The following is a 13425-nucleotide window of genomic DNA, read 5'->3' as shown; positions in this document are numbered from 1 at the left end:
GCCAATAGGATATAAGTCGTTGATTTTTTGTAATTATTAACTGGTGGAGGAATTTTATGATAACTGTGATTCCTGATATATCAGCGGTATATCAGATGGTCAATTTTCTTGTCCTGCTATTCCTCCTCAACCTGGTTCTGTACAAACCCATTCGAAATGTCATTCTCAAAAGAAAAGCCAAGGTCGGCACCTTAAGCTTAGGTGTTGAAAAATCCTTGGGGGATCTTGAAAAACAAAAGGATGATTACAAGAATGGGCTAAGACAGGCAAGGGGTGAAGGCCTCAAGCAAAAAGAGGTGTTCATCGAGGAGGCGTCTGCCCAGGAAAAGGAAATTATTACCCGGATCAATCAGAAAGCGCAGGCTAACTTTGCCCAAATCAAGGCACAGGTGGCTGAAGAAACCGAACAGGCCCGCAAAGCGCTTGAGGCCGAGGTTGAGGTGTATGCCAAAGCCATCGGCGAAAAGATTCTTGGGAGGGCATGTTAATGGAGAAATTTAATTGGAAAAAACACCTTAAGGTTTCCGCAACTGTCGTCGCCCTTGTGGCTGGTACGACAGTGGTATGGGCTTCCGGCGGCGGTCATGGTGAAACAGCACATCACAACGTATGGCACGATGTTGATACCTGGAAAGTGCTCAACTTTGTTGTCCTTGCGCTTGGCTGCTTTTTCATCGCTAAAAAGCCGGTGGCGCAGTTCTTTTCTTCCCGTACAAAGGGGATTGAAGAAGAGTTGACAGACTTGGAACAGAAAAAAGCCGACGCAGAGAGAAAACTTGCCGAATACGAATCCCGGTTTAGGAATCTTGAACAGGAATCTGAAAAGATTGTTGAGGATTACGTCAAACAGGGTGAAGAGGCCAAGAAAAGAATTCTTGCAGAGGCTGAAGCCCAGGCTGAAAAACTCGAAGATATGGCAAAACGCAATATCGAACAAGAGTTCAAAGCTGCAAAAGCACTTCTTAAGCAGGAAGTTGCAGAACGTGCAATGGAGCAGGCAGAGGCGCTCATTAAAAAATCCATCACAACCCAGGATCAGAACCGCCTGGTCGATGACTACTTGAAAAAGGTGGAGGCATAATGAAGAATCATGCAGTTTCAAGGCGTTATGCCAAGGCGTTGATTTTGATAGGCAAGGAAGATGGTCAGGCGGACGGATACAATAATGAGCTTTCCGCAATGGTTGGGCTTTTAGATTCCAATGAGGGTTTTGAACAGGCCCTTACCAATCCGCTAATCAAAAAAAGTGACCGTAAAAAGCTTCTTGAGTCGGTAATCGCTGCTGCAGGCTTTTCAAAAGTGGTGAATTCTTTTTTGTCATTGCTTTTTGATAAAGGCCGGATCGGTTTTCTCAGAGACATCGCTACCTATTATAATACAATGGCTGATGAACTTAAAGGTGTTGTCAGGGCAAGTGTTGTGGCTGCCACGAACCTGTCCAAGACAAACATTAATAAAATTCAAAAGTCTTTGTCTCAGAGAACCGGTAAAACCGTTGTGCTTGACGTGCAAAAGGATTCAAGTCTTATCGGCGGTATTATCACAAAAATCGGCGATCTTGTTCTTGACGGCAGCGTAAAAACCCAGCTGATCAATATGGGGGAAACTTTAAAAAAAGGTGAGAGTTTATAATGGAAATTAAAGCAGAAGAAATAAGCCAGATTATAAAAGATCAAATTAAAGGATTTGATGCGCAGGTTGATCTGAGCGAAACAGGTGTCGTTCTGTCAGCGGGTGACGGTATTGCCCGTGTTTATGGTTTGGAAAAAGTAAAGGCCATGGAGCTGGTTGAATTCCCCGGCGGTATTCTGGGGCTGGCACTCAACCTTGAAGCAGACAACGTCGGTGTGGCTATTCTTGGTGATGACAAGGTTATCAAAGAAGGCGACGTGGTTAAAAGAACCGACCGTATCGCTTCCGTCCCCGTTGGCGAAGCGCTGCTGGGCCGTGTTGTAACCACCACCGGCGAGCCTGTTGACGGCAAAGGTCCCATCGCTTCTGATACATATATGAACATGGAACTGGTTGCTCCGGGTGTTATTGCCAGAAAAGGTGTTCATGAACCCTGCTACACCGGTTCTAAAGCAGTTGACGGTATGACCCCGGTGGGTCGCGGTCAGCGTGAATTGATCATTGGTGACCGTCAGATCGGTAAAACTGCTGTTGCCGTTGACGCTATCATCGCCCAGAAAGAAAGCGGTATTAAATGCATCTATGTTGCCTGCGGTCAGAAAAAATCAACTGTTGCCCAGGTGGTTGCCGCTCTTGAAGAGCATGGTGCCATGGAATACACAACGGTTGTTGTGGCCTCCGCTTCCGAGTCTGCTGCCATGCAGTATCTGGCACCTTATGCCGGTTGCGCCATGGGCGAATATTTCCGTGACAAAGGGGAACATTCCCTGATCGTTTATGATGACCTTTCAAAACAGGCTGTTGCTTACCGTCAGGTATCTTTGCTGCTCAGGCGTCCGCCTGGACGTGAAGCGTTTCCCGGCGATATTTTCTATAACCATAGCCGCTTACTGGAACGTTCCGCCAAGATGAACGATGAACTCGGTGCAGGTTCTCTGACAGCCCTTCCCATCATTGAAACCCAGGAAGGTGACGTCTCCGCATTTATTCCAACCAACGTTATCTCCATTACCGACGGCCAGATTTTCCTTGATAAAGATCTTTTCTTTGCCGGTATTCGTCCGGCCATTGACGTTGGACTTTCCGTTTCTCGCGTTGGTGGTGCAGCCCAGGTTAAAGCTATGAAACAGGTGGCTGGTACCCTTCGTCTGGATCTTGCTCAGTTTAGAGAGCTTGAGGCGTTTGCCGCCTTTGGTTCTGACCTTGATGCCGCAACCCAGAGACAACTGACCCGTGGTGAGAGATTGGTTGAGTTGCTCAAACAGCCCCAGTACCAGCCGCTTCCCATGGAAAAACAGGTCACTATTCTCTATGCCGGTACCAAAGGATATCTTGACGGCTATGCCAAGGAATCCGTTGCCGCCTATGAAACTGGCCTGTACGCCTTTGTGGAAAGCCGTTTCCCGGAAGTGTTCTCTGGCCTCAAGGAAAAACAGAAAATTGATGATGAACTTGAGGCGAAGCTCAATGAATGCCTTAAAGCCTATGCCGAAGAATTCACAGAAGCTCTGTAATTAAGGGCGGATCCTTCGGATTTATTTTTTAAAATAATAATATATAGGCGCAAAGGTAGATCATATGGCAACATTAAAAGAAGTACAATCAAAAATAGTCAGTGTAAAAAAGACTAAACAGATTACCTCTGCCATGAAAATGGTCGCCACTTCAAGATTGCGCGGTTCCCAGAATGCCATGGAGGCATTTAAACCCTATGCCTCCAAATTTGCAGAAGTTCTGGGATCCATTGCCGGGAAGTCAGGGGAGGGCGCATCCCCCCTTCTGATCTCCAAAGATGAAGTAAAAAAGGTGGCCCTGCTCCTGTGTACCTCAGACAGGGGCCTGTGTGGCGGATTTAACATTAATTTGATCGATAAAGCTGCAAAAATGCTCAAATCTGAGCTTAACGGAAAAGAGGTCTCTTTTGTCTGTTATGGCAAAAAAGGTCGTGACTGGGCAAAAAAACTGAGCAACCCCATTGATGCCGAATACATTGGTGTTGTGGGTGGCAAGGTTGACTTCTCAGTGGCTTCCGGCTCAGGACAGGCATTAATCGACAGTTTCCTTGAAGGAAATGTGGATGAAGTATATCTGATTTATTCTGATTTCCAGGGTATGGCAAAACAAGTGCCGACGGTTAAACAGATTCTTCCCATTCCATCACTTGATGATGTAGTGAAACAGGAAGACGCTTTACCTGCTGACGACGGCACGTTTTTGCCGGAGCATATCTGTGAGCCTTCTTCGGATGCGCTTTTGGGTGAAATGCTTCCTAAAAATGTATTTATTCAGATATATGATGCGCTGCTTCAAACCTCAACATCCGAACATGCTGCCCGTATGCGGGCCATGGAAAATGCAACCAAAGCTTGTTCCGATCTTGTGGAAGAACTGCAAACCATATTCAACAAAACCCGTCAGGCAGCTATCACATCAGAGCTTATGGATATCGTTGGCGGTGCCGAAGCCCTTAAGGGATAATTGATTTTAAGTAAACTACAGATAAAAACAGCTTTATAGGAGAATAAAATGGCTGAAAATATAGGTAAAATTTCACAGGTCCTCGGCGCTGTTGTTGACGTTGAGTTTGAGCCCGGAAAACTTCCCCCGGTTCTGACCGCCCTGACTATAACCAACCCTACCATCGGGGACATGGAAGACAACCTTGTTATCGAAGTTGCGCAGCACTTGGGTGATAATGTTGTTCGCTGCATCGGCATGGACGTAACTGACGGTCTTCAACGAGGAATGGTAGTAAAAGATACCGGCTCTCCCATTATGATGCCGGTTGGCGAAGCATCCCTTGGCCGCGTTCTTAACGTTGTGGGTCGTCCGGTTGACGGTCTTGGAGATATCTCCCAAGAGAAGATGATGCCCATTCACAGGCATGCGCCTTCTTTTATCGAGCAGGACACTTCCGTTCGCGTTCTTGAAACAGGCGTAAAGGTTATCGACCTTTTGGTTCCCTTCCCCCGTGGCGGTAAAATGGGCATGTTCGGTGGTGCCGGTGTTGGTAAGACCGTTATCATGATGGAAATGGTTAACAACATCGCCATGCAGCATGGCGGTATCTCGGTGTTCGGCGGTGTTGGTGAAAGAACCCGTGAAGGTAACGACCTTTACCATGAAATGAAGGACTCCGGTGTTCTTCCCAAATGCGCTCTGGTTTACGGCCAGATGACTGAGCCTCCCGGCGCTCGTGCCCGTGTTGCCCTGTCCGCTCTGACCTGCGCTGAATATTTCCGTGATGAAGAGGGCCAGGATGTACTTCTCTTTATTGATAACATCTTCCGTTTTACCCAGGCCGGTTCCGAGGTCTCTGCAACGTTGGGTCGTATGCCGTCTGCTGTTGGTTATCAGCCGACACTTGCGGTTGATATGGGCGAGCTTCAGGAACGTATTACGTCCACAGATAAAGGTTCCATTACCGCTGTACAGTGTGTTTACGTACCTGCCGATGACTTGACTGACCCGGCACCTGCCACCACATTCGGTCATCTTGACGGAACTGTTGTTCTTTCCCGTCAGATTGCAGAGCTTGGTATCTATCCGGCTGTGGATCCCCTTGACTCCACTTCCAGGATCCTTGATGCTGCTTACATTGGTGAAGAGCATTATAACGTAGCCCGAATCGTTCAGCAGACCCTGCAAAAATACAAAGAACTCCAGGACATTATTGCTATTCTGGGTATGGACGAGTTATCTGATGAAGATAAGATTACCGTACAGCGCGCCAGAAAACTTCAGAAATTTTTGTCCCAGCCCTTCCATGTGGCTGAAACGTTTACCGGTATGGCTGGCATCTTTGTAAAAGTTGAAGACACGGTTCGGTCTTTCAAGGAAATCATCGATGGTAAGCATGATGACCTTCCCGAAAATGCTTTCTATATGGTGGGTGCCATCGAAGACGCCATAGAAAAAGCCAAAGCTTAATAATAATTCGGAGGTTGTATTATGGCTGATCAATTTTTTCTTGAGGTGGTAACGCCGCAAAAGGCTGTTGTCAGTGAAGATATCAGAAGCATTTCAGCGCCTGGCAGTGAAGGTGAATTCTGTGCCTTGAAAGGGCATACAACCTTTCTGACCTCGTTGAAAATCGGTACTATTCGTTATGAAGATGCCGCTGGAAATGAGTGCCTGCTCTTTGCTAATGGCGGATTTGCCGAAGTGCTTCCGGATAAGGTTACCATTCTTGCTGAATCTGCTGAACGCAGTGAGGATATTAATCTTAGCCGGGCAAAAGAGGCTTTGGCTCGTGCTGAGAGGCGATTGAGTGACAAAGCGGCAGATACAGATATTGTTCGTGCTGAGGCTGCTTTGAGGCGTGCTGTATCTCGGATTAAAATGGCTGAAGTTCGCTAAGAAGATTCGACTGGCCTGATGGTTTGATAACCACCGGACCTATAACGCCGAAAAATATGGTGTAAAAAAAGGGATGCCTTATGGCATCCCTTTTTGTTTTCATCGCCTATATTTGTTAAATGAGAGAAGGGGGGGGGAATGAACAAAGTTGCAGTTATTATACTGGCTGCAGGAAAAGGCAGCCGCATGAAATCGGATTTGGCTAAGGTGCTCCACAGAGTCGCAGGTAAAAGCATGATTAATCACGTGATTGAAGCGGCTACAGAAGTTGCTTCAAATCATATTCATGTCGTGGTTGGACACCAGGCCGATAAAGTCCGGAAAGAAATCCCCAAAAAATATAATGTGCAATTTGCCTTTCAAAAAGAACTTTTAGGAACAGGGGATGCAGTCAGGGTTGCATTGCCGGGGGTTGATGCCTGTATTCAGCATGTCTTGGTTTTGTGCGGTGACGTTCCGTTAATAAGAAAGCAGACCATCGCTGACTTGGTTTCAGCCCACCGGAACCTAACGTCTGGCTTGACTGTTCTCGCCGCAAAGGTATCTGACCCAACCGGTTATGGCAGAATTATCAAGGATAACGACGGACAGCTACTTGCCATACGCGAAGAGGCTGATGCAACTGATTTGGAAAAACAGATTGACATAGTTAATTCCGGAATCTTTTGTTTTGAAAAACAATTCCTTGAATCTGGTCTGGGACGGATTCAAAACAATAACAGTCAGGGAGAATATTATCTTACCGATCTTGTGGCGGTTGCTGTCCAGGACAGAGTCAAAACACTTGTTAAAATTATAGATGACGCTGAACAGGTCATGGGCGTTAATACCATTGAGCAATTAACCCGCATCAATACAGCGTTTCATATGGTATTGAATGAATTATCTTGACTTTCATAAGGCTGCTGAATATATTAGTAGTTAATTAAATACCATTTTATGAGACTTAAGAAATTGAATAATGAGGATATAGCAGCCAAGTTCGATGACATTCACATCCATGTCGACTTTTTAATAGAGTCTTGCCAGAGTCTTCAAAAAGAAAACGCAGAGCTTTCTGTGAAAATTAAAGAACTTGAAGACCAGTTGGAACAGAAAATAAAAAAAGAAGATGTCTATGTCGGCCGGGAGTCCATGATGAATGAAAAAATTAACGGACTTCTGTCAAAGCTGGATGGTTTCTCAGAAACCGTATCCGGGGGATGATCAGTTATAAAGCGTTTGAATATATATACTCGGTAAAGGGCTTTCTTTGGATGAAATTGTTAAAATTGATCTTTTCGGGGAAGAATTTAAGTTTAAACCGGATAAAGGACAAACATATGATCCGGAAAGGATTGCAGCCCATGTCAAGGAATATATTGATGAAGCAGAGAGCCTTTTTCAAAATAAAACCAGCAGTAAAAACAGGATCGCTATTTTGCTTCTTGCAGCCATGAATTTATCCAAGGATTATCATGAATTGCGTTTGAAATATTCCGACCTTGAAAAAGACATTGAAGATAGAGTATCCTCCTTATTGGAGAAAATAGAGAAGACAATGAAATAGACTTTCATTGATTTAAAATTTAATGAAACCCCCTGCAGTGTGCGTGATTGTATGACAGACTTTGTCCTAACGCATAAAAACATAGGGGGGTCACGCTGATACTGGTGTGCAGGTTCCCTCTCTTGTAAGGGAAAAGCCTAAAGGTATTATTGATCCCCCGTCTTTTGGACCTTTGGTTCAAAGCCTAAAAGACAACACGGCAGTTGCGGGGGAACTTGTTATAATTTTAAAAAAACGCTTTGTCGTATTCCCTCCTACTAAATCCTAAACGTATTATTCCATTTCTTTTTTGGCAAGATAAAACACGGATGCATTTTTTGTATTCCAATTATTCCAGGAGAGAAATTGTATGAGTTCTACAATGATGCTTGCATTCATGCTGGTACTGCTTGCTGGTGGTGCTGCCATTTTATATGTGATAAAAATAAAAATTGACCAGCAGAGACTTGATTTCCAAGAAGAACAACGTGTTGCCATGGAACAAGCAACCAAAAAAGCTGAAACTCTGCTTAGGGAGGCAACACTGGAGGCTCGCTCGCGTCTGCTCGAAATGAAAAGCACCTTTGATGCTGAGACAGAAGAGACCCGGGCGGAATTGAAAAAAGAGGAACGAAGGCTTTCTAAAAAAAGTGAAAAGCTCGATAACCTTGAAGACCAATGTGCCAAAAAAGAAAAAAATATAGAGAAAAATGAACGGACCGTTGCGGAAAAACTTGAATCTGTAGCCCGAAAAGAAGAATCTTATACTCAGCTTCTTGACGAAATAAAAAAAGAGCTTGAAAAAGTCTCCGGGATGACCCTTGATCAGGCAAAAGAACTGCTACTTAAAACCATGGAGGATGAAGCCAGGCATGAAGGGGCCAAAATGGTTAAAAAAATTACTACCGAAGTCAGGGAAAAAGCGGATAAAGAGGCCAAAAAGATTATATCTACCGCCATTCAGCGTTATGCCGGTGACTATGTGGCCGAGCGTACCGTTTCTGTGGTTAATCTGCCCGGAGACGAAATGAAGGGCCGAATTATCGGCAGAGAAGGCCGCAACATCCGGGCCTTGGAGGCCGCAACTGGAATTGATCTGATTATTGATGATACTCCGGAAGCTGTTATTTTATCAGGGTTCAACCCTGTCAGGCGGGAGGTGGCAAGGCTTTCCCTTGAAAAATTAATTTCCGACGGAAGAATTCATCCTGCCCGTATTGAGGATGTTGTGGCGCGTGCAACGGAAGAAGTTGATTTGGTGATTAAAGAAGCAGGCGAGCAGGCTGCATTTGATTTGGGTGTGCACGGCATTGATCCGGAATTGATCAAGGTGCTTGGTAAGCTTAAATTCAGAACCTCTTATGCCCAGAATGTCTTGCAGCATTCTGTCGAAGTCGCTTTTCTGGCCGGTATCATCGCTGCTGAGCTTGGTCTGGATATCAAGCTTGCCAAACGTATGGGACTGCTTCACGATATTGGGAAGGCAGTGGACCATGAAGTAGATGGGGCCCATGCCATTATTGGTGCCAAGCTTGCAAAAAAGTACGGTGAGAGTCAAAGCGTTATTAATGCCATTGCTGCCCACCATGAAGATCAAATGCCTGAAAGTGTTTATGATTTTATTGTGCAATCCGCAGATGCGCTTTCCGGTGCCAGACCCGGCGCTAGAAAAGAAAGCCTTGAAAATTACGTTAAACGTTTAGAAGATCTAGAAAATATTGCAAATAGTTTTGATGGTGTGGTAAACACCTATGCCATTCAGGCCGGGCGTGAGATTCGGGTCATTACTGAAAGTGAAAAAATTACGGATGAAAGTGCAATGCTGCTTTCAAAGGATATTGCCCGCCAGATCGAAGAAAATCTGACATTTCCGGGCCAGGTCAAAGTTGTTGTTATTCGGGAAACCAGAGCAGTTGAATATACCAGGAAATGATAAGGAAGAAACAGCATGAGTGTTTTATCAATTTTACAAGAGCGTGGATTCATTGAGGCAACGACCCATACCCAGGAGCTTGAAGACTATCTGGAAAATAATAGGGCTACCTGTTATATCGGTTTTGACCCAACTGCCTCAAGCCTACATGTTGGAAGCCTTGTATGTATTATGGCTTTGGCCCACATGCAACGTCAGGGGCATCGTCCCATTGGCCTTGTCGGTGGTGGGACAGGGCTTATTGGTGACCCCTCCGGTAAAACAGAGCTGCGCAAAGTACTTACCCAGGATCAAATTGATGAAAATAAAGCCGGAATCCGCAAACAATTGTCCAGGTTTATAGATTTTTCTAAAGATAAGGCTTTGATGCTTGATAATGCAGCCTGGCTTACTAATCTGGAATACATCACGTTTTTAAGGGATATCGGGCGGCATTTTTCCATAAATAAGATGATTAAAGCAGAAAGCGTTAAGTCCAGAATGGAATCGGAAGACGGCCTGACCTTCGTTGAATTTAACTATATGTTGCTCCAGGCGTACGATTTCATGGAACTTGCCAAAACCCATGATTGCCTGCTTCAGATGGGCGGAAGTGACCAGTGGGGTAACATTGTGGCAGGGATTGATCTTGTGCGGCGTACCCTTGGTAAACAAGCCTTTGGGATCACTTTTCCTTTGATAACTACCGCCTCCGGTATAAAAATGGGTAAAACCCATAAAGGTGCTGTTTGGCTTGATCCTGAGCGGTTTTCTCCTTATGAGTATTATCAGTTCTGGGTCAATACTGATGACCTTGATGTGACAAGATTTTTGGCGCTATTTACCTTTCTTCCGATGGAAGAAATCGAATCAGTAAAAGTATTGGCTGGTGTAGATTTGAATAAAGCCAAAACCATTCTTGCATATGAGGCAACTAAAATTGCCCATGGGGAAAATGAGGCACTAAAATCTCTTAAAGCTACAGCTTCCATGTTTGGATCTATTGAAGTTTCTTCTGATCTTCTGCCTTCTGCAAGCATCCCAAGGGGAACGCTTTCCTGTGGAACGGATGAGTCCGTGCCCACCAGTGCCTTCAATAAGGCGGATGTGGTGGATAAGATGTTCGTGGTTGATCTGTTTTGTGACGCAGGGCTTTGCAAATCCAAATCCGATGCACGTCGTCTAATTAAACAGGGGGGGGCGTATATTAATGGTGAAAGGCTTGGTTCTTTTGAACAAGTTGTTGCCGCTGTTGACGTAAACGACTGTGAAATTATGCTCAGGGCAGGAAAGAAAAAATATCACAAAATTATTTTAAAATAGTTTAAAAAAGGTTTGACAAAGCCAAAACTCAAGTGTATATTGTCCGAGTTTTGTTGAACAGGAAACACCAGACAAAACTTTGATCTTTGAAAATTGGTCAGTGAAGAAGAAAAGAGCGGGTCAATGACAATACGCTTTAGCTTAACAGCTTTGAGTGTAGACCTTAAAAAGTTTTAGTAAAGGATTATAACTGGAGAGTTTGATCCTGGCTCAGAATGAACGCTGGCGGCGTGCTTAACACATGCAAGTCGAACGAGAAAAGGATTGCTTGCAATCCTGAGTAGAGTGGCGCACGGGTGAGTAACACGTAGATAATCTGCCTTCAAACCTGGAATAACTATTCGAAAGGGTAGCTAATACCGGATAAGGTCGATTTACACAAGTGGATTGATGAAAGATTGCCTCTTCTTGAAAGCAATTGTTTGGGGATGAGTCTGCGGACCATTAGCTTGTTGGTGGGGTAAAGGCCTACCAAGGCAGCGATGGTTAGCTGGTCTGAGAGGATGATCAGCCACACTGGAACTGGAACACGGTCCAGACTCCTACGGGAGGCAGCAGTGAGGAATTTTGCGCAATGGGGGCAACCCTGACGCAGCAACGCCGCGTGAGTGAAGAAGGCCTTTGGGTCGTAAAGCTCTGTCAACTGGGAAGAAATTAGCTTCTATTAATAGTAGTTGCTATTGACGGTACCAGTGGAGGAAGCGCCGGCTAACTCCGTGCCAGCAGCCGCGGTAACACGGGGGGCGCAAGCGTTATTCGGAATTATTGGGCGTAAAGGGCGCGCAGGCGGTCTTGTCCGTCAGGTGTGAAAGCTCGGGGCTCAACCCCGGAAGTGCACTTGAAACAGCAAGACTTGAATACGGGAGAGGAGAGAGGAATTCCTGGTGTAGAGGTGAAATTCGTAGATATCAGGAGGAACACCGATGGCGAAGGCATCTCTCTGGACCGATATTGACGCTGAGGCGCGAAGGCGTGGGTAGCGAACGGGATTAGATACCCCGGTAGTCCACGCAGTAAACGTTGTACACTCGGTGTGGCGGATATTAAAATCTGCTGTGCCTAAGCTAACGCATTAAGTGTACCGCCTGGGAAGTACGGTCGCAAGACTAAAACTCAAAGGAATTGACGGGGGCCCGCACAAGCGGTGGAGCATGTGGTTTAATTCGACGCAACGCGAAGAACCTTACCTGGGTTTGACATCCTGTGAATATTGTGTAATTGCAATAGTGCCTTCGGGAGCACAGAGACAGGTGCTGCATGGCTGTCGTCAGCTCGTGTCGTGAGATGTTTGGTTAAGTCCAGCAACGAGCGCAACCCTTATCGTCAGTTGCCAGCACATAATGGTGGGAACTCTGGCGAGACTGCCCCGGTCAACGGGGAGGAAGGTGGGGATGACGTCAAGTCCTCATGGCCCTTATACCCAGGGCTACACACGTGCTACAATGGTAGGTACAAAGGGCAGCGACTCTGCAAAGGGAAGCGAATCCCAAAAGCCTATCTCAGTCCGGATTGGGGTCTGCAACTCGACCCCATGAAGTTGGAATCGCTAGTAATCGCGGATCAGCATGCCGCGGTGAATATGTTCCCGGGCCTTGTACACACCGCCCGTCACACCATGGAAGTTGATTATACCCGACGTCGCTGGGCTAACTATTTATAGGGGCAGGCGCCTAAGGTATGGTCGATAACTGGGGTGAAGTCGTAACAAGGTAGCCGTTGAGGAATCAGCGGCTGGATCACCTCCTTTCAAAGGAAAGAAATACATAAAGCTTTTTTTGGATTCACTGACCAACTTTGAGAGATTAAGGCTCTGGGCCTGTAGCTCAGTTGGTTAGAGCGCACGCCTGATAAGCGTGAGGTCGGTGGTTCAAATCCACCCAGGCCCACCACGTGGGGAATTAGCTCAGCTGGGAGAGCGCCTGCCTTGCACGCAGGAGGTCAGCGGTTCGATCCCGCTATTCTCCACCATTCCTATACAAAACGTAAATCCAATACAGTTGATGCAAATCAGTTGTATTGGTGCGTAAAAACTCTCAAATGCTCTTTGACAATTTGTTGTAGTAAATATCAATAGCGTTGTTGATCAGGTATCATAGGATACCCAATCAACTAAATATAAAATGGTGTGAAAGACGAAAATCAATCACTCCATGCTATGTTGAAGAAAATTTTGCTGAAATTCAAGGCGCGATCGGCAATTTTAAATAAAGCGTAGTAGACTACGCTGTTTTAAAATTGACGTGAAGCAACGAAGAAGTTCACAAGATTTTCAAAAACATCAAAGCGTTTAAACTTATTTGTGGAATAGTGGCTAAGCTACTAAGAGCAAACGGCGGATGCCTTGGTGTCAAGTGAAGAAGAAAGACGTGGTAAGCTGCGATAAGCCTCGGTTAGGAGCCTAACTTCCTTTGATCCGGGGATTTCTGAATGGGGCAACCCGACACGGTTAATACCGTGTCATCCTTAACTGAATACATAGGTTAAGGAGGCTAACGGGGAGAACTGAAACATCTTAGTACCCCCAGGAGTAGAAAGTAATAACGATTCCCTAAGTAGCGGCGAGCGAACGGGGACCAGCCCAAACCGTTAACGTGTCAAGCCCGAAAGCGTTGCGTTAACGGGGTCGCGGGATACAGATCGGATCTGTTTCGGCAGGATCCAATAAGTTACA

At 45.7% G+C, this 13425-nt stretch carries 12 protein-coding genes, 2 tRNA genes, 2 rRNA genes and 1 other RNA gene (1 of these 17 cut by a window edge); all 17 read left to right on the top strand.

All coding sequences use genetic code 11. From position 1 onward, the window contains the following. Positions 1-56: 56 nt before the first annotated feature. A complete protein-coding gene (locus tag EYB58_RS22090; protein WP_111955525.1) occupies positions 57-488 on the top strand; it encodes a F0F1 ATP synthase subunit B family protein in 432 nt (143 codons plus the stop codon). After that, positions 488-1081, top strand: coding sequence for a F0F1 ATP synthase subunit B family protein (locus EYB58_RS22085; RefSeq protein WP_111955523.1), 594 nt, complete (start codon positions 488-490; stop codon positions 1079-1081). The genes EYB58_RS22090 and EYB58_RS22085 overlap by 1 nt, the downstream gene beginning before the upstream one ends. Continuing rightward, positions 1081-1632 (top strand): ATP synthase F1 subunit delta, encoded by a 552-nt coding sequence (atpH, locus tag EYB58_RS22080; protein WP_111955521.1) that lies wholly within the window; start codon positions 1081-1083, stop codon positions 1630-1632. The genes EYB58_RS22085 and atpH overlap by 1 nt, the downstream gene beginning before the upstream one ends. Next, positions 1632-3146 (top strand): F0F1 ATP synthase subunit alpha, encoded by a 1515-nt coding sequence (gene atpA / locus EYB58_RS22075; RefSeq protein WP_111955519.1) that lies wholly within the window; start codon positions 1632-1634, stop codon positions 3144-3146. Before atpH ends, atpA begins: the two co-directional genes overlap by 1 nt. A gap of 64 nt (positions 3147-3210) precedes the next feature. Continuing rightward, complete coding sequence (atpG, locus tag EYB58_RS22070; RefSeq protein ID WP_111955517.1) at positions 3211-4110, top strand: ATP synthase F1 subunit gamma; 900 nt, start codon at positions 3211-3213, stop codon at positions 4108-4110. Between the two features lie 48 nt (positions 4111-4158). Continuing rightward, the gene (gene atpD, locus EYB58_RS22065; RefSeq protein ID WP_111955515.1) at positions 4159-5562 is read left to right on the top strand and encodes a F0F1 ATP synthase subunit beta; all 1404 of its coding nucleotides are present in this window, start codon (positions 4159-4161) and stop codon (positions 5560-5562) included. 21 nt (positions 5563-5583) lie between these two features. Further along, complete coding sequence (locus EYB58_RS22060) at positions 5584-5991, top strand: F0F1 ATP synthase subunit epsilon (RefSeq protein WP_111955513.1); 408 nt, start codon at positions 5584-5586, stop codon at positions 5989-5991. A 138-nt stretch (positions 5992-6129) separates the two neighbouring features. Continuing rightward, positions 6130-6882: a sugar phosphate nucleotidyltransferase gene (locus EYB58_RS22055; protein ID WP_111955511.1), complete on the top strand. Its 753-nt coding sequence runs from the start codon at positions 6130-6132 to the stop codon at positions 6880-6882. Between the two features lie 63 nt (positions 6883-6945). Beyond that, on the top strand, positions 6946-7197 hold the full coding sequence (locus EYB58_RS22050; RefSeq protein ID WP_242637483.1) for a hypothetical protein: 252 nt from the start codon (positions 6946-6948) through the stop codon (positions 7195-7197). Positions 7198-7243: 46 nt separating this feature from the next. Next, positions 7244-7540 (top strand): cell division protein ZapA, encoded by a 297-nt coding sequence (locus EYB58_RS22045; RefSeq protein ID WP_111955507.1) that lies wholly within the window; start codon positions 7244-7246, stop codon positions 7538-7540. Between the two features lie 26 nt (positions 7541-7566). Beyond that, positions 7567-7756: non-coding RNA, 6S RNA (gene ssrS, locus EYB58_RS22040), on the top strand. Between the two features lie 133 nt (positions 7757-7889). After that, entirely contained in the window at positions 7890-9452 is a 1563-nt protein-coding gene (rny, locus tag EYB58_RS22035; protein ID WP_111955505.1) for a ribonuclease Y, read from the top strand. Between the two features lie 15 nt (positions 9453-9467). After that, positions 9468-10754 carry a tyrosine--tRNA ligase gene (gene tyrS, locus EYB58_RS22030; protein WP_111955503.1) on the top strand — a complete coding sequence of 429 codons (1287 nt, stop codon included), beginning with the start codon at positions 9468-9470 and terminating at the stop codon, positions 10752-10754. A 187-nt stretch (positions 10755-10941) separates the two neighbouring features. Further along, a 16S ribosomal RNA gene (locus tag EYB58_RS22025) occupies positions 10942-12501 on the top strand. A gap of 65 nt (positions 12502-12566) precedes the next feature. After that, positions 12567-12643: transfer RNA gene (locus tag EYB58_RS22020), tRNA-Ile, on the top strand. A gap of 3 nt (positions 12644-12646) precedes the next feature. Continuing rightward, positions 12647-12722, top strand: a tRNA-Ala gene (locus tag EYB58_RS22015). Positions 12723-13063: 341 nt separating this feature from the next. Further along, positions 13064-13425, top strand: a 23S ribosomal RNA gene (locus tag EYB58_RS22010); it runs 2618 nt beyond the window's last position. The 16S and 23S rRNA genes sit together here with 2 tRNA genes alongside, the layout of an rRNA operon.

The sequence above is a fragment of the Desulfobacter hydrogenophilus genome, assembly GCF_004319545.1.
Classification (GTDB): Bacteria; Desulfobacterota; Desulfobacteria; order Desulfobacterales; family Desulfobacteraceae; genus Desulfobacter; species Desulfobacter hydrogenophilus.
Note: the sequence above shows the minus strand (reverse complement) of the source record. Positions and strands in the feature narration are given on the sequence as shown.

Coding starts and splice junctions, on each gene's coding strand:
- EYB58_RS22090 (WP_111955525.1), top strand. CDS start 57: ATGATAACTGTGATTCCTGATATATCAGCGGTATATCAGATGGTCAAT.
- EYB58_RS22085 (WP_111955523.1), top strand. CDS start 488: ATGGAGAAATTTAATTGGAAAAAACACCTTAAGGTTTCCGCAACTGTC.
- atpH (WP_111955521.1), top strand. CDS start 1,081: ATGAAGAATCATGCAGTTTCAAGGCGTTATGCCAAGGCGTTGATTTTG.
- atpA (WP_111955519.1), top strand. CDS start 1,632: ATGGAAATTAAAGCAGAAGAAATAAGCCAGATTATAAAAGATCAAATT.
- atpG (WP_111955517.1), top strand. CDS start 3,211: ATGGCAACATTAAAAGAAGTACAATCAAAAATAGTCAGTGTAAAAAAG.
- atpD (WP_111955515.1), top strand. CDS start 4,159: ATGGCTGAAAATATAGGTAAAATTTCACAGGTCCTCGGCGCTGTTGTT.
- EYB58_RS22060 (WP_111955513.1), top strand. CDS start 5,584: ATGGCTGATCAATTTTTTCTTGAGGTGGTAACGCCGCAAAAGGCTGTT.
- EYB58_RS22055 (WP_111955511.1), top strand. CDS start 6,130: ATGAACAAAGTTGCAGTTATTATACTGGCTGCAGGAAAAGGCAGCCGC.
- rny (WP_111955505.1), top strand. CDS start 7,890: ATGAGTTCTACAATGATGCTTGCATTCATGCTGGTACTGCTTGCTGGT.
- tyrS (WP_111955503.1), top strand. CDS start 9,468: ATGAGTGTTTTATCAATTTTACAAGAGCGTGGATTCATTGAGGCAACG.